Origin of the sequence: Sphingobium lignivorans (genome assembly GCF_014203955.1) — a bacterium.
GTDB classification, from domain to species: Bacteria; Pseudomonadota; Alphaproteobacteria; order Sphingomonadales; family Sphingomonadaceae; genus Sphingobium; species Sphingobium lignivorans.
The window spans coordinates 61,563-84,215 of sequence record NZ_JACHKA010000001.1; the positions used below are offsets into that span (position 1 = coordinate 61,563).

Annotated in this window: 22 protein-coding genes; 14 read left to right on the top strand and 8 right to left on the bottom strand. The window is 65.2% G+C overall.

Going from position 1 to position 22,653, the window contains the following annotated elements:
• Positions 1-84: 84 nt before the first annotated feature.
• The 3 genes from rplU (at position 85) to HNP60_RS00310 (ending at position 1,587) form a co-directional block, all read left to right on the top strand.
• Positions 85-444, top strand: coding sequence for a 50S ribosomal protein L21 (gene rplU / locus HNP60_RS00300; protein WP_014074424.1), 360 nt, complete (start codon positions 85-87; stop codon positions 442-444).
• A gap of 29 nt (positions 445-473) precedes the next feature.
• Positions 474-743: a 50S ribosomal protein L27 gene (gene rpmA, locus HNP60_RS00305; RefSeq protein ID WP_184051784.1), complete on the top strand. Its 270-nt coding sequence runs from the start codon at positions 474-476 to the stop codon at positions 741-743.
• Positions 744-1,014: 271 nt separating this feature from the next.
• Positions 1,015-1,587, top strand: a complete 573-nt coding sequence (locus HNP60_RS00310) for a GNAT family N-acetyltransferase (protein ID WP_184148775.1) — start codon at positions 1,015-1,017, stop codon at positions 1,585-1,587.
• Here the strand turns inward: HNP60_RS00310 and HNP60_RS00315 are convergent.
• The gene (locus HNP60_RS00315) at positions 1,557-2,099 is read right to left on the bottom strand and encodes a GNAT family N-acetyltransferase (RefSeq protein WP_260394576.1); all 543 of its coding nucleotides are present in this window, start codon (positions 2,097-2,099) and stop codon (positions 1,557-1,559) included. The genes HNP60_RS00310 and HNP60_RS00315 overlap by 31 nt on opposite strands.
• Before the next feature lie 197 nt (positions 2,100-2,296).
• Here HNP60_RS00315 and HNP60_RS00320 point away from each other — a divergent pair, with 197 nt between their 5' ends.
• The gene (locus HNP60_RS00320; RefSeq protein ID WP_184148780.1) at positions 2,297-3,202 is read left to right on the top strand and encodes a hypothetical protein; all 906 of its coding nucleotides are present in this window, start codon (positions 2,297-2,299) and stop codon (positions 3,200-3,202) included.
• 102 nt (positions 3,203-3,304) lie between these two features.
• Here HNP60_RS00320 and HNP60_RS00325 read toward each other — a convergent pair whose 3' ends face one another.
• Positions 3,305-4,972 (bottom strand): MFS transporter, encoded by a 1,668-nt coding sequence (locus tag HNP60_RS00325; RefSeq protein ID WP_184148782.1) that lies wholly within the window; start codon positions 4,970-4,972, stop codon positions 3,305-3,307.
• A gap of 218 nt (positions 4,973-5,190) precedes the next feature.
• Between HNP60_RS00325 and obgE the strand changes: the two genes are divergently transcribed.
• Genes obgE through HNP60_RS00340 form a run of 3 tightly spaced genes read left to right on the top strand, consistent with a single transcriptional unit; the run spans position 5,191 to position 8,371 of the window.
• Positions 5,191-6,249: a GTPase ObgE gene (gene obgE / locus HNP60_RS00330; protein WP_184148785.1), complete on the top strand. Its 1,059-nt coding sequence runs from the start codon at positions 5,191-5,193 to the stop codon at positions 6,247-6,249.
• A 17-nt stretch (positions 6,250-6,266) separates the two neighbouring features.
• Positions 6,267-7,424 (top strand): glutamate 5-kinase, encoded by a 1,158-nt coding sequence (gene proB / locus HNP60_RS00335; protein ID WP_184156775.1) that lies wholly within the window; start codon positions 6,267-6,269, stop codon positions 7,422-7,424.
• Positions 7,421-8,371 (top strand): NAD-dependent epimerase/dehydratase family protein, encoded by a 951-nt coding sequence (locus HNP60_RS00340; protein WP_184156777.1) that lies wholly within the window; start codon positions 7,421-7,423, stop codon positions 8,369-8,371. Before proB ends, HNP60_RS00340 begins: the two co-directional genes overlap by 4 nt.
• Here HNP60_RS00340 and HNP60_RS00345 read toward each other — a convergent pair.
• Complete coding sequence (locus HNP60_RS00345) at positions 8,314-8,967, bottom strand: hypothetical protein (RefSeq protein WP_184148788.1); 654 nt, start codon at positions 8,965-8,967, stop codon at positions 8,314-8,316. The genes HNP60_RS00340 and HNP60_RS00345 overlap by 58 nt on opposite strands.
• Positions 8,968-9,329: 362 nt before the next feature.
• On the opposite strand from HNP60_RS00345, the gene HNP60_RS00350 reads away from it, so the two are divergent.
• The 5 genes from HNP60_RS00350 to lptG all read left to right on the top strand — a co-directional run bounded on the left by HNP60_RS00350 (position 9,330) and on the right by lptG (position 15,451).
• On the top strand, positions 9,330-9,578 hold the full coding sequence (locus HNP60_RS00350) for an acyl carrier protein (protein WP_184051774.1): 249 nt from the start codon (positions 9,330-9,332) through the stop codon (positions 9,576-9,578).
• Positions 9,579-9,581: 3 nt separating this feature from the next.
• A complete protein-coding gene (spt, locus tag HNP60_RS00355; protein WP_260394577.1) occupies positions 9,582-10,841 on the top strand; it encodes a serine palmitoyltransferase in 1,260 nt (419 codons plus the stop codon).
• A 70-nt stretch (positions 10,842-10,911) separates the two neighbouring features.
• Positions 10,912-12,909, top strand: a complete 1,998-nt coding sequence (locus HNP60_RS00360; protein WP_184148791.1) for an ATP-binding protein — start codon at positions 10,912-10,914, stop codon at positions 12,907-12,909.
• Between the two features lie 228 nt (positions 12,910-13,137).
• Positions 13,138-14,352, top strand: a complete 1,215-nt coding sequence (locus HNP60_RS00365; RefSeq protein ID WP_184148794.1) for an LptF/LptG family permease — start codon at positions 13,138-13,140, stop codon at positions 14,350-14,352.
• 4 nt (positions 14,353-14,356) lie between these two features.
• Positions 14,357-15,451, top strand: a complete 1,095-nt coding sequence (lptG, locus tag HNP60_RS00370) for an LPS export ABC transporter permease LptG (RefSeq protein WP_184148798.1) — start codon at positions 14,357-14,359, stop codon at positions 15,449-15,451.
• Positions 15,452-15,659: 208 nt separating this feature from the next.
• Here the strand turns inward: lptG and HNP60_RS00375 are convergent, their stop codons facing one another.
• Entirely contained in the window at positions 15,660-16,730 is a 1,071-nt protein-coding gene (locus tag HNP60_RS00375) for a fatty acid desaturase family protein (protein WP_184148800.1), read from the bottom strand.
• A 190-nt stretch (positions 16,731-16,920) separates the two neighbouring features.
• Here HNP60_RS00375 and HNP60_RS00380 point away from each other — a divergent pair, with 190 nt between their 5' ends.
• Complete coding sequence (locus HNP60_RS00380) at positions 16,921-18,081, top strand: hypothetical protein (RefSeq protein WP_041392279.1); 1,161 nt, start codon at positions 16,921-16,923, stop codon at positions 18,079-18,081.
• A 148-nt stretch (positions 18,082-18,229) separates the two neighbouring features.
• Positions 18,230-18,664 (top strand): protein tyrosine phosphatase family protein, encoded by a 435-nt coding sequence (locus HNP60_RS00385; RefSeq protein WP_184051764.1) that lies wholly within the window; start codon positions 18,230-18,232, stop codon positions 18,662-18,664.
• Positions 18,665-18,820: 156 nt separating this feature from the next.
• On the opposite strand, the gene HNP60_RS00390 is transcribed toward HNP60_RS00385, so the two are convergent.
• The 4 genes from HNP60_RS00390 to HNP60_RS00405 form a co-directional block, all read right to left on the bottom strand.
• On the bottom strand, positions 18,821-19,222 hold the full coding sequence (locus HNP60_RS00390; protein ID WP_184051762.1) for an MAPEG family protein: 402 nt from the start codon (positions 19,220-19,222) through the stop codon (positions 18,821-18,823).
• A 287-nt stretch (positions 19,223-19,509) separates the two neighbouring features.
• Positions 19,510-20,811, bottom strand: coding sequence for an ammonium transporter (locus tag HNP60_RS00395; protein WP_184051760.1), 1,302 nt, complete (start codon positions 20,809-20,811; stop codon positions 19,510-19,512).
• 15 nt (positions 20,812-20,826) lie between these two features.
• Complete coding sequence (locus tag HNP60_RS00400; protein WP_184051758.1) at positions 20,827-21,165, bottom strand: P-II family nitrogen regulator; 339 nt, start codon at positions 21,163-21,165, stop codon at positions 20,827-20,829.
• Between the two features lie 587 nt (positions 21,166-21,752).
• A complete protein-coding gene (locus HNP60_RS00405; RefSeq protein ID WP_184148803.1) occupies positions 21,753-22,649 on the bottom strand; it encodes a prephenate dehydratase in 897 nt (298 codons plus the stop codon).
• Between the last annotated feature and the right edge of the window lie 4 nt (positions 22,650-22,653).

Consider the following 22,653-nt stretch of genomic DNA (forward strand, 5'->3'; position numbering starts at 1 on the left):
CTAAGGGGCCACTTTCCCGCGCGGGCACCCTTTGGCTGTGCCATATGCTCGCGCCAAGCAATTTGAGCGAAAGAAGTAAAGCCCATGTTCGCTGTCGTGCGTACGGGCGGCAAGCAGTATCGCGTCGCCGCCGGAGACAAGATCGTCGTTGAGAAGCTCGCTGGCAATGCCGGCGACACCATCACGCTGGACGATGTCCTGCTCGCGGGCGAAGGCTCGGAGATCAAGGACAGCAACGGCCTGGCCGTTTCGGCCGAGATCATCGCGCAGGCGAAGGGCGAGAAGGTCATCGTCTTCAAGAAGCGCCGCCGTCACAATTATCGGCGCCGCAATGGCCACCGCCAGCAGCACACGATCCTCAAGATCGTGTCGATCGGTGGCGAAGCGCCGAAGAAGAAGGCCGCCAAGAAGGCCGAGGCTGCACCGGCCGAAGCCGAAGCCTGAGCCGCAGAAGAAATTCGAGGAGTTAGACCATGGCACATAAGAAAGCTGGCGGTTCGTCGCGCAACGGCCGCGATTCGGAATCCAAGCGCCTTGGCGTGAAGAAGTTCGGTGGCCAGAGCGTCATCGGCGGCAACATTCTGGTCCGCCAGCGTGGCACGAAATTCTATCCCGGCCGCAATGTCGGCATCGGCAAGGACCACACGCTGTTCGCGCTGACCGAGGGCCGCGTGGTTTTCCACGATGGCAAGCTCGGCCGGAAGTTCGTGTCCGTGGACGTGATGGCGGAAGCCGCGGAATAACCGGACGATCGGTGGGATCGTCCAGCGGGACGATCCCTTGGTGGCCGGACAACCGGTTTACCTGAAAGCCAAGGGAGAAGGGATCGCCCCTCCTCCCTTTTTTCATATCTCCCCTGGAGCGATTTTCCCGGCCGGCAGTTGCGTCAGGCCAGGGACATCGAGGCATCCAGCGAGCGCGCCGCTTGCGAACCCTGTTCGCGGTGCCCGGTCAAAAGGCTGTCTCACAGGCGTCATCTCGGTGCGGCAGGGCCGTATCGACAGGAGTTGAGATATGTTCGCACGGACCCAAAGACTGCTGCTGCGTCCCGGCTGGCCCGAGGATGCGGCAGCTCTACATGCAGCGATCGCCGACGAAGGCATTGTTCGCAACCTCGCCAAGGCACCGTGGCCCTACACGCTTGCAGATGCGCATGCCTTCCTCACGCGTGAGCGCGATCCGCGCCTGCCGGCGTTCCTGATCGTCAAGCGCACCAATGGCACGCCTCATCTGGTGGGCGGATGCGGCATCGGCGTGCAGGAGGATGGCGAGCTCGAACTGGGCTACTGGATCGCGAGGCGCTACTGGGGGCTTGGCTTCGCCACGGAAGCGGCCGGCGCCGTCATGCGCATCGCCCGCGCCGCAGGCCTGCGCAACATCGGTTGCAGCCATTTTCTCGACAATCCGGCGTCAGGCAAGGTCGCCCGCAAGCTCGGTTTCCGGCCGGTCGGTCGGCCGCGGCAACGCTACGGCCTTGGCCGCGGTCGCGCCGATCTTTGCCAGCTCTACGAGGATACAGGCGAAGGCGAGATGCGTGACGATCCCGCGATGGAACTCTACGCGGACGTCGATTGTCTGGCCGCCTGACGGGCCGGCGCCATCCGATGCATGAGGACGATCGGCTCGCCATGGAAAGGCGGCCGGTCGACTTCCTCGAAGCCGAGCTTTTCCGCGACCCGCAGCGAGGGCGTGTTGCCCGGCGCCACGATGCAACCGGTGCGCGGTGCGTCGAGCGCCTGGTCCGCCCAGGTCAGCACAGCCCGCATGGCTTCGGTCGCAATGCCGCGCCCGGCCGCTTCCGGCATGCAGGCCCAGCCCGCCTCGGGCATCCCGGCGAGTCCGTCGAGGCCGCGCATGGCGTCCAGCAGGCCGCCCTCGCCGAGATAGGCGCCCGTGGCCTTGTCCTCGAAGACCCAGAAGCCGAAGCCCAGCATCGGCCACATGCCGCCATAGCGCAGCAGGCGGAACCAGACCGCCTGATCGTCCTGCGCCACGCCACCGATGAAGCGGATCGTCTCGGGATGCTGCCAGAGCGCCCGGCAGTTGGCGAAATCCTCCCGCCGGTGTGCGCGAAGCCGCAAGCGCTCGGTGTGGATCAAGGGAGCGGATGGAAGCATGAACGCGGCTTGCCGCTCCGCTAAGCCAAACACAAGCGCAAAGGGATGGCGCGTCGCCCGCCTTGCAATGGCTCTCTTGAACGCGCGCCAGAAGATCGTTGCGTGCCGTGGCACCTGACTGCATGATCCGATTGCGCCTCCATGCGACCGCGCGGGGAGGCGCTACCCCGGGGGCTGACATGTCGAAGTGCATTTTCCACATGGGCTATGCGAAATGTGGTTCGACGCTGTTGCAGGAAAAGGTGTTTCCGACGGTCGAGGGCGCGGATCTTCGCCTGACGCCGACGGGGGATTTCTTCGAAGGCATGGGCAGCGCACCCGTCCGGCGGCGTCTGGTCTCACAGATTTTCACTTGCTCGCCCGACGTGTGGGACAATGAAGAGATCGTGGGGAGGCTGTTTCCATCCGATGCCTCGAGGGATCTGCTGATCAGCGAGGAAGCCCTCTTCACCACCGATCCTTCCAACGCGCACATCGCGGCGCATGTCGCGGCCATGGCCCGGACAGCCCGCCGGCTGGGATATGAGAGATTCGAGCTGCTCGCCATCCACAGGCGGCAGGATGAACGCATCGCCTCGGCATATGCGCAGAATAGCCGCCATCTCGACAAGGCTGGCCAGGAGGATTTCGAGGCGGACTGCCGCCGCCTCATCGATCCCGCGCGAGACCTGTATCGCCGTTCCCAGCGGTTCGACTATGCCGGGCTGGCGAGCCTGCTTATCGATGCGCTCGGCAGGCAGGGTGTGAGCTTCATCCCTCTCGAACTGCTGGCGACCGACGCCCGGCGCTTCGCGGCGGACCTGGGTGCGGTGCTGGAGTGGGACATCGATCATGAGACGCTCGTGGATCGCAGCGTCAACGCCAAGCAGGCGGGGGCGGGGCGCTGGAAGATCTCGCCGCGCAAATATGAGCAGCGCGCCTCCGTTTATGATCGCCTTCGCGGCAGGCTGGCGCGCCGGCGCCGGCCGACCAGCTTCACGCTCTCCGAGACATTGGCGGGCGAGGTGCGCGCGGCATTCGAGCCCGGGAACCGGCGGCTCGCCGGGATCTTTGGGTATCCACTCGGCGAGCTTGGCTATTTCTGACGATTCGCCCCGGCATGGTTCATCGTGCCCGGATGGCGCCTGCTTCCCGCCGCATGTGCAGGGAGGGGAATCGCTCGGCCGTCCCTCTCCCCGGACCAGCCGCTAGCTGTCGATATTGCGCCGGAATGTTTCGGGCAGGAACAGCAGTCCGTTGATCACGGTCGCGACGGCGACGAGGACCGGATACCAGAGGCCATAATAGATGTTTCCCGTTGCCGCGACCATGGCGAAGGCCGTGGTAGGCAGGAAGCCGCCGAACCAGCCATTGCCGATGTGATAAGGCAGCGACATCGAGGTGTAGCGGATGCGGCTGGGGAAAAGCTCCACCAGCATGGCGGCGATCGGCCCGTAAACCATCGTCACCAGCAGAACGAGATAGAAGAGGATGGCGATCAGCTTCACCGTGTCGATCTGCGCCGGGTCGGCCTTTGCGGGATATCCGGCGTCCGTGAGAGCCGTCTGCAGCGAGGCCTGATAAGCCGTGATCGCCTCGGCCCGGTCGGGTGCGGAAAGCGGTGCGGGGTCCGGCGCGCTCAGGGTCGTGCCGCCGATTGCGACCGAAGCGATCGTCCCGGCCGGTGCTGCTACATTGCTGTAGTCGATGCCGTTGCGCGCGAGATAGGCCTTCGCGATATCGCAGCTCGAGGTGTCGAACCTGTTCTTGCCGATCGGATCGAACTGGAAGGAACACTCATCCGGATAGGCCGTGACGGTCACCGGGGCATTCGCCACCGCGACGGCCAGAGCCGGATTGGCCGCATTGGAAAGCGCGTGGAAAGCAGGGAAATAGGTGGCGGCAGCGAGAGCACAGCCACCCAGGATGATGTATTTCCGTCCGATCCTGTCCGACAGCCAGCCGAAGAACACGAAGAAAGGTGTCGCCATCGCGAGGGCAATGGCGATGTAGATGTTGGCTGTCGCGCCATCCACCTTGAGGATCTTCTCCAGGTAGAAGAGGGCGTAGAACTGGCCGGTATACCAGACCACGGCCTGACCGGCGACGGCACCGAACAGCGCGACGAGAACCCAGCGCAGGTTGGTCCACTGGCCGAAAGCTTCGGAAAGCGGCGCCTTGGAGGTTTTTCCCTCCTCCTTCATCTTCTGGAAAACGGGGCTCTCGTTGAGCTGCAGCCGGATCCACATCGAAACGCCAAGCAGCAGGATGGAGATGAGGAACGGCAGGCGCCAGCCCCATGAGCCGAAGCTTTCCTCGCCCATGACGGTCCGGAATCCGATTACGACCAGCAGCGCGGCGAACAGGCCGAAGGTCGCGGTGATCTGGATGAAGCTCGTGTAGAGGCCCCGCCTGTTGTTGGGCGCATGTTCCGCGACATAGGTCGCCGCGCCGCCATATTCGCCGCCAAGAGCCAGACCCTGGAGAATGCGCAGCAGCACCAGGATGATGGGCGCGGCAATGCCGATCGTGTCATAGCCGGGGAGGAGGCCGACCGCGAACGTCGAAAGGCCCATGATGCCCATCGTGACGAGGAACGTGTTCTTCCGTCCGACGATGTCCCCGATCCGGCCGAAGACGATCGCGCCGAACGGCCGCACCGCAAAACCCGCCGCGAAGGCGCCGAGCGCAAGGATGAAGGCTGTGGTCTCGTTGACCCCGGCGAAGAAGACCCGGGAGATGAACACCGCTAGCAGGCCGTACAGATAGAAGTCGTACCACTCGAAGACGGTGCCGAGCGACGAAGCGGTGATGACCTTCTTCTCGCTCTGCTTGGCGCGGTGATGTTTGGGCTCTTCTTTATGGGCGCTCGCCATGCTTCTCTCTCCCTCGGGCGCTATAGCGCATATTTTTGCCGCGACTTCCATGTGGTCCATGGTGCCGTCACGGTCTCTCACGGTGCGATACGGCCGATGCCATGGATAAGCGCATGCAGATCCGCGGCCCATCCCCATGGGAGGCTATGATGCAGGCACCGGAGCCCAGACAGTCGTCAGTGCTTCACCTTTGACGCCAAAATCCCTATGGCGCGGCGATGCATTTCCTCGATCAGGCCAAAATCTTCATTCGCTCCGGCGCGGGCGGCCCCGGAGCCGTGAGTTTCCGGCGCGAAAAATATGTCGAATATGGCGGCCCCGACGGCGGCGACGGCGGCAAGGGCGGCGACATCATCTTCGAGGCGGTGCCCGGCCTCAACACGCTGATCGATTTCCGCTACACGCAACATTTCAAGGCGCGGCGGGGGACGCCGGGTGCCGGCAAGAACCGCACGGGCGCCGGTGGCGGCGATCTGGTCATCAAGGTGCCGGTGGGCACGCAGGTCATCTCAGAGCCGGACGAGGAGGGCTACAGCGAGATACTGGCCGACTTCACCGAGCCGGGGCAGCGCATCGTGCTGCTGCGCGGCGGTGATGGCGGCCGGGGCAATGCGAGCTACAAGACCTCGACCAACCGCGCACCGCGCCAGCATGGCACCGGCTGGCCCGGCGAGGAGCGCTGGGTGTGGCTGCGCCTCAAGCTGCTGGCCGATGTCGGCCTCGTCGGGCTGCCCAACGCCGGCAAGTCGACCTTCATCAATCAGGTGACCAACGCGCAGGCCAAGGTCGGTGCCTATCCCTTCACCACCACGCGCCCGCAACTGGGTGTGGTGCTGCACAAGGGGCGTGAGTTCGTGCTGGCGGATATTCCCGGCCTCATCGAGGGTGCATCCGAAGGCGCCGGTATCGGCGATCGCTTTCTTGGCCATATCGAGCGCTGCCGCGTGCTCATCCACCTTATCGACGCGACGGGCGACGATCCGGTCGAAGCCTGGCAAATCGTGCGGAACGAACTCGCCAATTATGGCGAAGGGCTCGAGGAGAAGCCGCAGCTGCTGGCTCTCAACAAGGGCGATCTGCTCGGCGACGAGCTGATGAAGGACATCGCCGGAGATCTGAAAAAGGCCGGCGCGGGCAAGGCTTTCATCATTTCCGGCGCGACCGGCAAGGGCGTGGACAAGCTGCTGGATGCGGTGATTCCCTTGCTCGATGCGCCGAAGGAAAGCGACGAGGATGGCGCTGACGAGGCGGGAGACAGGCCTTGGTCGCCGATCTGACCCGGTCGGCGCGCGCGATGGTGCCGCAAACGGAGGCGAGGACCCCCGCTGACGATCTCACCGGCTTCCCGCCCGGCATTCTCCGCCGCTTGGTCATCAAGGTCGGCTCCGCGCTGCTCGTGGAGCCCGATGGAGCGGTGCGTCGCAAATGGCTGGAGAGCCTGGTTGGCGAGATCGCGCAACGGCGCGCTCAGGGGCAGCAGCTCGTCGTCGTCTCGTCCGGTGCGATCGCGCTCGGTGCCCGGCGACTGGGGCTCTCCCGGGGCGGGCGTGCCACGCTGGAAGACGCGCAGGCGGCGGCCGCCGTGGGGCAGATCATCCTCAGTCAGGTCTGGGCCGATCTCCTGGCAAGTCACGACATTGCGGCCGCGCAGATGCTGGTCACGCTTGGCGATCTCGAGGACCGGCGGCGCTATCTCAACGCAGCTGCGACGCTCGACCGGCTGATCGGCCTCGGCGTTGTGCCGGTGGTCAACGAGAATGACAGCGTGGCCACCGAGGAGATCCGCTTCGGAGACAATGACAGGCTCGCCGCGCGCATAGGGCAGGCTGCCCGCGCGGATGCGGTGGTCCTCCTCTCGGATATCGACGGGCTGTATACCGCCAATCCGCAGGTCGATCCCGATGCAACGCTCATCCCGCTGGTCGAGAAGATCGATGCACGCATCCTCGCCATGGCGGACGGCAACTCGGCCTCGGGCATGGGCTCGGGCGGCATGATCTCCAAGCTGCAGGCGGCCCGGATCGCGACCGGCGCCGGAACGCACCTCGCCATTGCCTCCGGACGCGTCGAGTCGCCCCTGAGGCATTGGGCGGAAACCGGCAGGGGCACGCTGTTCCGGGCTTCCGCCCGGCGGCGAGGGCGCAAGGACTGGCTCGCCGGGCGCCTCACGGTGAAGGGACGGCTGAGCGTGGATGCGGGCGCTGCTGATGCCCTGCGGCAGGGGCGCAGCCTGCTTCCTGCCGGCGTCACCGGGACGAGTGGCGCCTATGCCAGAGGGGACGTCATCGACATCGCAGACCCGGACGGCGCCGTGATTGCACGGGGGCTGGCGCAATATGACAGTCAGGACGCCGAGCGCATCATCGGCAAGCGCAGCGAGGACGTGGCAGCCCTGCTGGGCGGCACGCCGCGCGCCGCCATGGTCCATCGCGACCATATGGTGCTGCTCTGAGCCGGCTCGCCGTCACCGGGGGGACGGGGTTCGTCGGGTGCGCAACGCTGGATCGCGCGCTCGCGGCGGGCCACAGCGTCCGGGCCCTGGCGCGCCGTCCCCAGCCTCCGCGTGAAGGGCTTGAGTGGATCGCGGGGTCCCTGGAGGACCCTGATGCGCTCGACCGGCTGGTGGAAGACAGCGATGCCGTCATTCACATCGCCGGGGTCGTCAACGCGCCGGACCGGAAGGGCTTCGAGGCCGGCAATGCCACCGGCACGGCCGCGGTCATTGCAGCGATGAAGCGGGCCGGGATCAGGCGTCTTGTCCACGTCTCTTCCCTCGCCGCGCGCGAGCCCCACCTATCCGACTACGGTTGGTCGAAGGCGGAAGCGGAGCGACATGTCGAAGCCTCGGGCCTCGACTGGACCATGGTCCGCCCGCCAGCCATTTTCGGCCCGGGCGACGCGGAACTGCTTGAGCTGTTCCAGATGGCCGTTCGCGGGTTCGTGCTGCTGCCCCCGGCGGGTCGCCTGTCGGTCATCCATGTCGACGATCTCGCGGACCTGCTGGTGCGGCTCGGCGGCGTGGAAAGCGCGGCGACGAAGGAAGCGATCTACGAAGTCGACGATGGCCGGCCGGACGGCTGGAGCCATGTCGCCTTCGCCAAGGCGATTGGCCATGCCGTCGGGCGCAAGGCCGTCCGCACGATATCCCTGCCCTCGGTCTGCGTCCGGTGGGGCGCCCGTATCGATCGGCTGCTTCGCGGCGATCGCGCCCGGCTTACGCCGGACCGGGCTGCCTATTTCTGCCATGCGGACTGGGTGTCGCGCGCGGACCTGCGCCCTCCCGCCGATCTCTGGACGCCGGGCATAGCGACGGAAACTGGGCTCGAGGCGACGGCGGCAGCCTATCGCGCGAAGGGATTGCTGCCGTCCTTGTCGTCCGAAGGGGTGCGCCGGGCCTGATTGGCGGCATTGTCGAGAAGCATCGCAACCTGACGAACCAGCCGGATGCGCTCATTATGGCGCGGGTCCAGACTGTCGGCCGCTTCATAGCCGGCCCGGTGGCGCAACTTCTCCGCGAGGCTATCGAGCTGGTCGGAAACGGGAGTCGCTGCCTCCTCGATGATCACGTCGGCTACCCATTCCAGCCCTGCATCGTCCAGCCGGGGCCTCGCTCTCGCGGCGGCGAGGTTGGTGAGAGTGCGCGCGCTTCCGGCCGCCGCTCTTGCCCGCAGGTGGCGATGAAGCTGAAAGGCCAGATAGCCCCCGATCCACAGTCCGAAATAGCCGGACCAGAGCAGGACCCATCGGATATTCACTTCGACCGGCAATGGTTCCGCTGCCACGACTGCGTCCCACAGCGTCCGGACCAGCAGGACGACCAGCGCCGCAGGCACGATCGTCGCGATCATCGTCCCCGGACTGGCCCAGCCTTTCTCGAACTCGCCCTTGCCATATTTGAGCGCCAGCCAGAATGTTGCTGCCCCCGCCGTCACGGCCACGAGACGCCGGCCCGTCAGCAAATTGAATGCGTCGCCCATGGCGAGCTCGGAGCTCAAGGAGATTACAGCATAGGTGAACAGCCAGAAGAGCGCGGCCAGGATCAGGATATGATTGTCCGACGGGTGCCTTCTCTGGGCGGCGAAAAAGAGACTCTGGTCCATGCCGCCTCGCTAGGCCCGCTTGGTGAAAATTCCTAGGCCCTTGAAAGGATGGTGTAAGATCCGCGACGGACCGTGCTGGTGGCGCGTCGAAACCTCTAGTAGCCACTCGCTCCGCCCTGTCTTCCCTCTGCTCTGGAGGCGACCGGCCGACCGACCGCGGCACCGTGCCCGAATGCCGCCTTATTCGCTTGCCATAGGACTGCCGGACGGGGCATGCCCCCGCGCAACGAACCGCTTCAGGAAGAAAGCCAGCACTCATGTCGGATCGCCAGGACATTTTCGGGCAGGTCGCCGCGCAGATCGAGCCTTTCAACAAGAAGGGCGTGGCACTGGACGAAACCACCACCTTTGCCGGGGACCTTGAGTGGGACAGCCTCACGGTCATGGATTTCGTGGCCGCCGTCGAGGATGAATTCGACATCATCATCACGATGAACATGCAGGCCGAGATCGAGACCGTAGGCCAGCTCGTCGATGCTGTCATGAAGCTCCGGGCGGAGGGCTGAGCGATGACCGGGCTGACCGATGACAAGGCTGCAACCATGCGCGTGGCCGATGGCGACAGGGATCTGTTCTCGAAGTTCGACGCGCTGATCGCCGAACGCGAAGCGCTGCTGGCCACCGGTGTGCGCGATCCGTTCGCGATCGTGATGGACCAGGTGCTCTCGCCCACGCGCGCGATCATCAAGGGCAAGGAGACGATCCTGCTCGGCACCTATAACTACATGGGCATGACCTTCGATCCGGATGTGGTCGCGGCGGGCAAGCAGGCGCTCGACGAATATGGCGCCGGCACGACCGGCTCGCGCGTGCTCAACGGCACCTACCAGGGTCACAAGGCCTGCGAAGACGCGCTCAAGGATTTCTACGGCACCAAGCATGCCATGGTGTTCTCGACCGGCTATCAGGCCAATCTCGGCATGATCTCGACGATCGCAGGCAAGGGCGATTACGTCATCCTCGATGCGGACAGCCATGCCAGCATCTATGACGGCTGCTATCTCGGCAATGCCGAGATCGTGCGTTTCCGCCACAACAGCGTGGAGGATCTCGACAAGCGGCTCGGCCGCCTGCCCGCCGAAGCGCAGAAGCTGGTGGTGCTCGAAGGCGTCTATTCGATGCTCGGCGACGTGGCGCCGCTTCCCGAGATGGTCGCGGCCGTGCGCAAGCATCCCAATTGCATGATCCTCGTGGACGAGGCGCATGGCATGGGCTTCTTCGGTCCGAACGGCCGGGGAGTCTATGAGGAGCAGGGTGTCGAGAAGGAGATCGACTTCGTGGTCGGCACCTTCTCGAAGTCCGTCGGCACCGTGGGCGGGTTCTGCGTGTCGGATCACCCCAAGTTCGAGGTCATGCGGCTTGTCTGCCGGCCCTATGTGTTCACCGCCTCGCTGCCGCCCAGCGTGGTCGCAACGGCCGCGACGTCGATCCGCAAGCTCATGCATGCAAGCGAGAAGCGCGCCCATCTGTGGGAAAACAGCAGGCGGCTGCACCAGGGCCTGCGGGACATGGGCTTCCGCCTCGGCACGGAAACGCCGCAGTCCGCGATCATCGCCGTCATCCTGACCGACCAGACGCAGGCGGTCGCAATGTGGCAGGCGCTGCTGGAGCTTGGCCTCTACGTCAACATGGCACGCCCCCCGGCGACGCCTGCGGGTACGTTTCTTCTCCGCTGTTCGCTGTGCGCCGAGCACTCGAGCGAGCAGGTCGGGGAAATCCTCGAAATGTTCAGGCAGGCGGGGCGGCAGACCGGGGCCATCGCGGCCTGAGGCGCGATCTCGGGCTCGTTCGCGAAAAAGGCTCCCCAGCCACGCTCTCCTGGTCTAACCTGGGTTAGAGATGACAGAGGACGCAGAAGGCCTCGACGACAGCGTCGATGAGCTGCCTCGCTGGCGGCGGTGGGTGCCTTTTGTGCTTGCCGTGGTCTTCGCGATCGCGCTGGGCTGCCTCATCTATCTCGCCGGCCATGCGGCCGACCTGCGCGACCGGGCCATCGCGCTGCAGCGCCACAGCTACCAGGTCATGCTTCAGGCCAAGACGGTCGAAGCCCGGATCGGCAGCGCCGAGACGCTGCTGGCCCGCTACGTCATCAGCCATGATGCGGCGGTTGGCCGGCAGTTTCAGGACGAGTGGGGCACCGCCATGCGCGAGCTGGTGGCCCTGGAGCGCTCCACACGTGGCAACGCGCGCCAGAGCGCGGCCGTAGCGCGATTGCGCGCGGCGATGACCGATCGCGGATCGACCCTGACCGAGATCGCATTGCGGGTCCGCTATCAGCAGTCGCTCGGCGCGCTGGGGCAGCTGGAGGCAACCCGCAAGGAAGCATCGGTCCGCACCATCGCCGATGCGCTCAAGACGATCGCCGATCTCGCGGAGGCCGAGCGCGCGCGTCACAATGTTCAAGTCGACCAGTCGCAGTCGCGCGTGAACCGCCTCAACGACAGCTACAGCGTGATCGGGCTGGGCCTGTTCCTCGCGGCGATCGGGGCGCTCTGGTTTGCCAACGCCGCGCTCAATGAGCGGCGTTATGCGCGTCGCCTTGCCGCCGCCGAAGCGGCCCGCGTCGATAATCTTGAAGCGGCAGTTCTCCAGCGGACAGAAGAGCTGCGCGAGGCCAATGCCAAGCTCTACCGGGAAATGGAGGAGCGCATACAGGCCGAGCAGAGCCTGCGCCAGCTTCAGAAAATGGAAGCTCTCGGCAAGCTCACTGGCGGCATCGCGCATGATTTCAACAATATGCTCGCGGTCGTCGTCGGCGGGATCGATGTCGCCCGGCGGCAGATGGGCAAGGATCCGGAAAAGGCGATCACGCATCTGGACAGCGCGATCGAGGGCGCCAACCATGCCGCGGCTCTGATCGAGCGCTTGCTTGCCTTCGCCCGCGCGGAACCCCTGCTTCCCGATCAGGTGGACATCGACAGGCTGATCGCGGGAATGGAAGACCTGCTCGCGCGTGCCATCGGCGGCGGCGTTCGGGTCGAGCTCGCGCTCGATGCCGGGGACTGGCCTGTCTGGGTGGACCGGGCCCAGCTGGAAAGTGCGCTCGTCAACATGGCGATCAATGCGCGCGACGCCATGGACGGGCGCGGCACGCTGACGATCGCGACCGAACGCCTCACGCTGAAGGAGCAGGAGATCGGCCAGTGCACGGCGGGCGATCATGTCTGCCTCAGCGTGACCGACACCGGCACGGGCATGACCCCGGACGTGCTGGAGCGGATATTCGAGCCGTTTTTCACGACCAAGGCGATCGGTAAGGGCACCGGGCTGGGCATGAGCCAGATATTCGGCTTCGTCAGTCAGTGCAGGGGCGCGATCGACATTCGCAGCGCGCCGGGAGAAGGCACCTGCGTCCGGCTCCTGCTGCCCCGCCTGGCGGAGGGCCAGGGGTTCGGGGCGACATCGCCGAGCGTCGGAGCGTTCGCGCCAGCCGATGCGGCGGGTCCGGCCGGAGGCGGGCTGACCATCCTTGTCGTCGAGGATGATCCGCGCGTGCTGCGGTCCACGCTCGCCGCGCTTGCCGCGCTCGGCCATGCGAGCCTGCCCTGCGACCATCCAGGCAAAGCGGCAGAGCTTCTGGAAGCGCATCCAGACATCGATCTCATCCTGTCGGACGTTCTGATGCCCGACATGTCGGGGCCCGAAATGATCGAGACGCTGGGCGCCGTCCTGGCCCAACGGCCAGTGATCTTCGTCACCGGCTTTGCCGGCGACAAAGGCATGACCGCGCAGCTTGCGGGCTTCCCCATTCTCCGGAAGCCGTTCACCGTGGCTCAGCTTGCGCAAGCCATAGCCGATGCGGCGGCGTCTCCTCACGATGGCAAGGCAGCAGCCTAGGATTGATGTGAAATCACCGATTGTCGGCAACAGGGCTGGGCCGCGCACTTTCCTCCCGGAACGGGGGAGTGGTTGCGCGCCTTGCCGGCGCGATCCGTCGCGTCGAACCGCCCTGTGGGCCTTTTACGCGGCATTCGGAGGTTGCGACCTTGCCGGAAGCGCCTTACGGCCAAGGGCCATGTCCGCAGGCCCGCTGGACGAAACAAGAAGGTTTCTGCGAGACTGCCCATGCTGACCGCACTGGATCGCTACATGGCGCGGTTGATCGCCGTCCCGCTGATCGCGAGCCTGATGATCGCCGCCATGCTGCTCGTGCTGGACAGGATGCAGCGGCTGTTCGTCTTCGTCGCGACGGAGGGCGGGCCGGTCAGCGTGGTCTGGCGGATGCTGGCCAATCTCCTGCCGGAATATCTTGGGCTCGGTATTCCCATCGGCCTCATGCTCGGCATCCTGCTCGCCTTCCGGCGTCTTGCCCTGTCTTCGGAGCTGGACATCCTGCGCGGGGTGGGCCTGTCCTACACCCGCCTCCTCAAAGTGCCGTACATGTACGCCATCGTGCTGGCGGTTCTCAATCTGGCCATTGTCGGCTTCATTCAGCCGCACAGCAAATATGCCTATGAACGCCTGCGGTTCGAGTTGCGCTCCGGCGCGCTTGGCGCTTCCATCAAGGTCGGCGAGTTCAATAATCTGGGGGACGGCTTCACGATCCGCATCGAGCAGAGCGCGGAGGAGGGCAGGCGGCTCACCGGCATTTTCGCGCGGATGCAGAGCGGGAGCGGGCAGTCGCTCGCGGTCACGGCCGCGCGCGGGCAGTTTCTCGCGACGGATGACCCGGATACGATCATCCTGCGCCTGACCGAAGGGGTTCTGGTTCACGATTCGCCGAGCTACAATGAGCCGCGAATCCTGTCCTTCTCATCGCACGACCTGCCGATAGACCTGCCGAAGATCGAGCAGTTCCGCACGCGTGGAGACGGTGACGTGGAGCTGAGCCTGCCGGAGTTGTTCAAGGCAGGCCTTTCCAGCGCCAATACACCCCTCGACCGGGCCAAGGCCTGGTCCAATTTCAATTTCCGGGTGGTGGAAGTGGCGATGATGCTGCTGCTGCCCCTTGCGGCTGTCGCTTTTGCGATTCCACCTAAGCGGTCCACGTCGGCGCTTGGCGTCTTCCTGTCGATCGTCTTCATCGTGACTTATCACAAGATCAACCAGTATGCGGAATCCGTGGGCGCGTTGGGCCGGCTCGATCCCTTCCTCGCACTCTGGGGACCCTTTCTCGTCTTCGCCGGCATCATCGGCTGGATGTATTATCAGACGGCTTATGTGCCCGGCGGCCAGCCCATCGGTGCCCTCGAGCGTCAGTTCGCCAAGCTGCTCGGCCTGTTCAAGGCCCTCTTCAAGCGGATAGGCAATCGCCGGTACCGCAAGGCGCACGAGAGTTGACGCCATGTTCCTGAACTTCTTCCCCTCGCGCACGCTCGCCATCTATCTTGTCCGCACCTTCCTGTGGCGATGCTTCGCCATGCTGGCGATGCTGGTGCTCGTCCTGCAGATGCTCGATCTGTTGAGCGAGGCGGGCGCGGTGCTGGCCTATCCGGGCAATGGCGACGCGGAATTATGGCGTTATGTCAGCTTGCGCGCGCCGCAGATCATTTCGCGCTTCCTGCCCTTTTCGGTGCTTCTCGGCACGATCATCATGCTTACCACGCTCAACGCCAACAGCGAGGTGGTGGCCATGAAATCCGGCGGCCTCTCGGCGCACCAGATTCTCGCGCCGCTCATGCTGGCGAGCCTGGGTGTCGCCGCCATCAGCTTCGTGTTCAACGAGCGGGTCGTGGTGCGGGCCACCGCAACGCTGACCGCGTGGGAGCATGCGAAGTTCGGCCCGATTCCGGCAGATCGCGGCATCAAGTCCAACATCTGGGTTCGCGACGGCGAGGATCTGATGCGCGCCGGCACCATCACCGGCCGCGGCCGCGCCGTGCGGCTCCAGGACATCGACATCTATGATAGACACGGAGACAAGCTGATTTCCGTCATGAATGCCAAGCGCGGCGCCTACACCGGATCGGGCTGGCGGCTGGAGGACGTGCGCGTTTTTGACGTCGTGCGCGGCACCAGCCACGACGTGGCGACGATGACGGTGGGCAAGGACATCACGCCGGATCAGTTCACACTTTCCTCCGTCGATGCCGACGGCCTCTCCTTCTTGGAACTGCGCGAGTCGATCGACACCCTGCGGGAAGCGGGGCGGCCGGTGACTTCGCTGGAAGGCTCGCTCTGGCACAAGATCACCGGCCCGCTGTCCGCGCTGCTCATGCCGCTGCTGGGCTCGGTCGCGGCGTTCGGCATCGCACGATCGGGCAAGCTGTTCGTGCGCGCGGTCATCGGCATGGCGCTCGGCTTCGCTTTCTTCGTCGCCGATAATTTCGCGCTCTCGATGGGCAATCTGGGCGTCTATCCGCCGATGCTCGCCGCCTGGGCGCCCTTCCTGCTGTTCCTCTTCGTCGGCGAGGCGGTGCTCATCACGACTGAGGAATAGCCCCCCGGGCGGGGGCTGACGGCACTCAAGCGGCCCCGCCGGGTTTCCGGCATGACAGATGGAAGGCTTCGCCCCGCCTTCGGCATCCTCCCTCATCCCAGGGCGTTTTCACTCCACTGGGATAGAGGCTGGAGCCTGTCAACGCAGGCTCAGGCATCGCGCAGGGTGCCTCGAGGCGCGCCTTTGGACCGGGGGTGCGGGGAAAGCTTTACCCGGCCCGCATGGTGCTGCGCGCGATCTTCGCAACCAGCGGTGCCATGCCGCCATAGCTTGCCTTGCCATAGGTCGAGCCGTCGCCAAGATGCGCGACGAGGCGGCGATGCGTCTCGCCGAGCGAATGATAAGGCATGCTCGGCAGCAGGTGGTGAAGGGCGTGATAGCGCAGGCCCACCGGTGCCCAGAGCGCGGCCAGCGGCGCGGGCGGCGGCACGTTGACCGAATCGAGGAACTGCCCCGTCACCGTCATCGGCTCGCCTTCATTCTCCCAGAGATGGGCGACCAGCGTGCGAAGCTGATTGACCACGGCCACGCACGCGAAGATGACCATTCCGGTCAGCAGCGGGCGCCATCCGAGCAGGAAGATGCTGGCGACCAGCGTGATGGCCCACAGGCTCGCGCCGGCTTCCTGCCAGGCCCACATGCGGGCGAAATCGCCCTCCGGGGCGCGCCGGCGATAGGCCGGGTTGATCGACAGGGCCGAATAGCGCTCCACCACGATCCGCCGCAGCGGCGGAATGATGACGCTCAGCGGCGTCAACACCGCGAAGCGGAAGATCAGTGCCAGCGGCGCAAGCATCGCCGCGATGATGAAAAGGGGCAGCGACCATGGCTTCATCAGTGCGAGCGGCAGATATTCAGGATCGTCCGCCGTCCCATAGCGCGTCTTGGCATGATGTTGGGTATGCACGCCTTCATACATGAAGGATGGCACGAGCAGCGGAATGCCGACCATCAGGTTCCACGCCAGCCGGAAACCGGGGAGCGCGCCCTTGCGGATATGCGTCAGCTCATGGATGAAGCCGACCGCACGGTAAAGCGCGAGCGCGGCGATCACCCCGCCGAGCACGACCGCCCAGCGCTGATCGGCGAGAATCGCGACCGCAAGGCCGGCATAGCCAGCGAAGGCCGAAGCGAGGAAGTCGGGCCAGTAGATGGCAGCGCGGGCGGTGCCCAGGTCGCGCGTGAGCTCCACCGCGGCACGCAGCATGGCACTGTCTTCCGGCGTTCTGGCCAATCCCCCGGCAGAGAGCGGGGAAGATGCGGCGTTGCGAGCGTCCATTCTGTTGTCCATTGCGGTCATGACGTCTTCCTATAGGGCAAATGCGAGCAGATCATGGCAGCAATGTGGTTCGTTCCGTCCCGGGCTGGAGAGGTTCGTCCGGCGCGGGTTGACAAGTCGTCCGCCAGCCCCTCTGTGCTGATCCTTTCAGATTGAGCGTCCGATGCGGGCGCAGGACAAGGGCACGGCCGTGGCGAATGCCGATCTAGTCATCACACCCGTCTCGGGCAAGGCGGACCTTAAAGATTTCATCGATCTTCCATGGGCGATCTATGCCGATGATCCCAATTGGGTGCCGCCGCTCAAGGATGAAGTGCGCAAGCTGCTGACGCCGGGCCACAACCCCTTCCACGAGCATGCGGAGCATTGCTATTTCCTCGCCCGCCGGGGCCGGGAAGTGACCGGGCGCATCAGCGCGCATATCGATCATCTCGCCCTGTCCATGCCGCCTGAGCAGGGCATGGGGCCGGGTACCGGCAATTTCGGACTGTTCGAGGCGAAGGATGCCGCGAGCGCGGCCGCACTGATCGGCGCGGCGGAAGGCTGGCTGCGCGCGCAGGGCATGTCCCGCGTGCTCGGGCCGATTTCCCTTTCCATCTGGGAAGAGCCGGGGCTGCTTGTGAAAGGCTTCGATCATCCTCCCACGGTGATGATGGGCCACGCCAGGCCGGTCTATCAGGAGTGGATCCAGGCCGCCGGCTACACGCCCGCCAAGACGCTCAACACGTTCGAGCTGGACATCACCCAGGATTTTCCGCCGCTCATCCAGCGCATCGTCCAGTCCGGGGAGCGCAACGAGCGCATCAATATTCGCAAGGTCGACAAGTCGCGCTTCGATTCGGAAGCGGCCATCATCCTTTCGATTCTCAACGACGCCTGGGACCGGAACTGGGGCTTCGTGCCGATCACCGACCATGAGGTCGCCCATTTCGGCAAGGAACTGAAGCCGATCGTCCGGGAGGATCTCATCCGCATCGCGGAGCTGGACGGCGAGCCCGTCGCTTTCATGATGACCCTGCCCGATCTCAACGAGGCGCTGGCGCCGCTCAACGGCTCGCTGTTGCCCTTCGGTTGGGCGAAGCTGCTCTGGTGGCTGCGCCGGCCGCGGTGCCGCACGATGCGCGTGCCGCTGATGGGCGTGGTCCAGCGCCTGCAATCATCGCGCATGGCAAGCCAGCTCGCCTTCATGATGATCGAATATATCCGCCGCGACGCTGTCGTCGAATATGGATCGAGCCGGGGCGAGATCGGCTGGATTCTGGACGACAATCAGGGAATGGTGGCCATCGCCGAGGCGATCGACAGCCGCATCAACAAGAGCTACGTGATCTACGAGAAGCCACTGGGCTGACGGGCGCAGGAGCGGCCCGGTCTGCCGGACCCGTTCACGACGCTTGAGGGGGCCAGCTTGCTCCCCCGGGTTGCCTTGTGCCGGGGGCTGCCTTGCGCCGGAGGGTGCAGGCAGCGTAGGGATGCCGGTCTCATCAGGGAGTGCCGCGATGCTCAAGCGACTGACGCCGTCCATTTTCGTCTCGCCCCAGATCGATGTCGGGACCGTCGAGGAAGCCAGGGCGCTGGGTGTCACGCTCATCGTCAACAACCGGCCGGAAGGCGAATCGCCCGACCAGACGCCGGGTGCGCAGATCGAAGCCGCGGCGCAGGCGGCCGGCATGGACTATGTGGCCATTCCCGTGTCGCACAGCGGCTTCGCGCCCTGGCAGCTCGATGCGCTGGATGAGGCGCTGGGCGCCAGCGGCGAGGGCAAGGTGCTTTGCTACTGCCGGTCAGGCACGCGCAGCACGCTGCTCTGGGCCCTTGCCCGGGCGCGGGCCGGCGATGAGCCCGATGCGATCGCGGCGATGGCTCTGGACGCCGGCTATGATGTGACGCCGATCCGCGAGATGATGCACGCGCTGGCGGCCGGCACCATCTGACCTCCGCACACCGGCGGAATCAGCACGAAGTCCCGCAGTCCCGAGGGGTCTGTCGAACGGCGCCTGTGCGCACGTCGATTGAGGCAGGGTGCGCGAGGATGGTCTTCCCCACGCTCTTCGTGGATCTCAGCAGGATGCCGGCCTGCCGCGCCGGGCTCAGAGCGTGGCGCGCAGGGCGGGCCAGAGCAGCATCGCGATGCCGATGATGCTGACACCGAAGGCCAGCGTGCGGACCACGGGCACGCCAGCCGCGTAGAGCGGCAGGTAGACAATGCGGGCGCCCAGCCAGAAGACGGCGCCCCATGTCGTCCCGTTGCCCAGCAGGCCGGCAGCCCAGTCGATCAGGATCGCGACCGCGACGATCGGAAAAGTCTCGAAGAAGTTGGATTGCGCCCGGACCAGACGTCCCACGACAGGGTCGGCGGGCGGCAGCGCTTCATCGCGCGCGCTCATGTTCCACGTCGTGCCATATTGCCGGGTCTTCACATGCGCGGCCGCGAAGATGTGGATGAGCCCCAGCACGCAGCCCCAGGCGAGTATGGCAAGTTCGATCGGCATGAGCAGCTCTCCCGATGGCGGTTATGCGCTTCCGGCGGCCACAATGCAAAGCCGGTTCGCATCGCGACCGATGCATCGGCCGACATGTGGTGGCGCAGGTGATCCGGCCGCAGGGCGCCTTCGCATATGCATGCGCCAGCCCCGGGCCTGAGGCGCAGCGCACGCTCGTAGCAGGAACATCGAATCAAAAAGAGGCCGATGCGCATGGCACCGGCCCCAGGACTGTTCGCAGGAGGAACATCGTCGGGCCGGGCGGCGCCCCCCGCGGGCCGCCCGGCCAAGTTTGATCAGTTGTAGGCGCGCTCGCCGTGCTCGCCGAGGTCGAGGCCTTCCTGCTCGACTTCCGGCGTGACACGCAGGCCCACCGTGAACTTGGCGATCGTGAAGGCGATTGCGGCACCGACGGCGGCCCAGATGACCGCGACGGCCGTCGCGAACAACTGCGTGCCGAGCTGGGCACCGATCGCGTAGTCGGCATCACCCGGCCCGCCGAAGCCCGGCGCGTAAGTGAATGCCACACCGATCGAGCCGAGGATGCCCGCAATGCCGTGAATGCCGAACACGTCTGCCGTATCGTCAAAGCCCAGCGCCGGCTTGATCTTCGTGACGAAGACGTAGCAGAGCACCGAAGCGATCGCGCCGAGGATGATGGCGCCGAACGGACCGCTGTTGCCCGCGGCAGGCGTAATCGCGACGAGACCGGCGATCACGCCCGAGCAGGCGCCCAGCAGGCTCGACTTGTGACCGGCGACCTTCTCCACGACGAGCCAGGCAACCGCCGCCGCCGCCGTGGCGGTGAAGGTGTTGATCATGGCAAGTCCGGCCGCGCCATTGGCACCGAGCGCCGAACCGGCATTGAAGCCGAACCAGCCGACCCACAGCAGGCCGGTGCCGATCAGCGTCATCGTCATCGAGTGCGGCGGCATCGGCTCCTTGGGAAAGCCGATACGCTTGCCGAGGATGAGGCAGCCGACCAGGCCCGACACGCCGGCATTGATGTGCACGACCGTGCCACCGGCGAAATCCAGCGCGCCCCGCTCGAAGAAGAAGCCACCGGCCGACCACACCATGTGCGCCAGCGGGAAATAGACGATCGTCAGCCACACAACGGCGAAGATCATCAGGCCCGAGAACTTCACGCGCTCCGCCGTCGCACCGACGACGAGCGCCGCGGTGATGGCCGCGAAGGTCATCTGGAAGCTGATGAACACATATTCGGGAATGGTGCCGGACAGCGTGTCAGGCGTGATGCCGGCGAGGAAAAGCTTGCCGCCATCGCCGATGAACGTGCCCTCGCCGCTGAATGCAAGGCTGTAGCCCCAGCTCACCCAGACCAGCATCGCCACGCAGGCAATGCCAAGCACCTGAGTCAGCATGGACAGCATGTTCTTGGCCCGCAACAGGCCGCCATAGAAAAGCGCCAGACCGGGCACGATCATGGCGAGAACAAGCACGGTGGAGACGAGCATCCAGCCCGTGTCACCGGTGTCGAGCGTCGGGACCTCTTCCTGTGCCCATGCGGGCACCGCGGCGAAGAGCGAAAGGGCCGTTGCCCCCGCCACGCCGCAGATCTTCTTGATCGGTGTCATGCGTTACCCCCTTTGTTACAGCGCGGTCTCGCCGGTCTCGCCGGTGCGGATGCGCACGGCCTGACCGACTTCCAGAACGAAGATCTTGCCGTCGCCGATGGCACCGCTGTTCGCAGCCTGTTGAATGCCTTCGACCACACGCGGGGCGAGGGCGTCGTCGCAGACGACCTCGACCTTGATCTTCGGAACCATGTTCGTGGAGTATTCCGCGCCGCGATAGATTTCGGTCTGGCCTTTCTGCCTCCCGAAGCCCTTCACTTCGCTCACCGTCATGCCGGCGATCCCCAGGCTGGAGAGGGCTTCACGCACCTCGTCCAGCTTGAACGGCTTGATGATTGCCATGATGAGTTTCATGCTGCCCCCTTTGGTGGTATGCCAAGGCAGTCAAGCAAGCACCGTGCCAATCGATTAACGGAGCATTAAAGCGGGACCGTGCATCGGCGCACCTCGCTGCGACGCACAATTTTTAAGCAGCGGTTCCGGCCTGCTCAAAAAACAGGCAGCAGAAGAGCGGTTATTGTCCGGGAACTGGTCGGCTTAGGGAGTATGCGCGAGGGCGCGCGCCCGTTCCCATCAGCATTGCTTTTTTCCCTGTCCTACATCCCTTCCCTTGTGGCAGCCCCTGCCGCACGCCTCCTTCTGGAAACAGGCAGGCAAGGCACGGCTCATTCTCAATCAGGGACCTTCATCGTCCGTCGGGTCGCGCAGGCTTGCTGGAACAGACACTGGCGTCCGCCGCATCGAAAGGTGATGGAAGCGGAAGATGACACGGACGGGTCGTCATCTTTGTGAACTTCCAGACCGCAATGCCATGTTGGACCGGTATGGCCGAGCCTCGCGCCGTCCGCGCTTTCCATCCTGTCCGCATGATCACCGGTCTTGTCAGGGCTCCGCGAATCATCCTGCCCAGCCCTTGAGCGCCATCTCCAAGCGAGGGGAGATCAGCCGTGGAGGGATCGCGGACGGGCCTGGCGGTAGCTGCCGAGCAGACGCACCCATTTGCTATGGAAGCTCAGCTCCTCGAGTGCACGATCCACGGCCGGATCGCCCGGCATGCCTTCGATGTCCGCATAGAATTCGGTCGCGGAGAAGCTGGCGCCGCGCTGGTAGCTCTCCAGCTTGGTCATGTTCACCCCATTGGTGGCAAAGCCGCCCATCGCCTTGTAGAGCGCCGCGGGCACATTCTTCACCTCGAACAGGAAGCTCGTCATCACCGGCTCATCGCGCGAGGGCAGTTCGGGGTCGCGAGCCAGGACGACGAACCGCGTCACATTGTCTTCGCTGTCCTCGATATTCTCCTCATGGATCACGAGGTCGTAGAGCTCGGCTGCCAGCGTGGGCGCAATGGCGGCCGCCCCCGGTTCGCGCACCTCGGCTACCAGAGCGGCAGCGCCGGCGGTGTCGGCATAGACGATGGGCCGGATCCCGTGCGCACGCAGATATTTCCGGCATTGGCCAAGGGCCTGCACATGGCTAAGCGCGCTGACGGGAGGCGTGGTATCCGCGCTCATCAGCGTGTGCCGAATGGGGAGGAAGAATTCGTCGGTGATATGGAGCCCGGACTCGGGCAGCAGGAAATGCATGTCCGCCACGCGTCCGTGCAGCGAATTCTCGATCGGGATCATGGCCCGGTCCGCTCGCCCTTCCCGCACCGCATCCAGCGCATCCTCGAAGCTGAAGCAGGGCAGCGGAAGCGCCTCGGGCGCGTATTTCATGACTGCGAGATGCGAGTTGGCCCCGGGCGCGCCCTGGAATGTGATGGCGCGCGCGGGAACGCCCGCAGCGGCGTCCATCATCTCGGCGACCAGGCGGCGTGCGGGGAGGGGATAATTGTCCATGTCG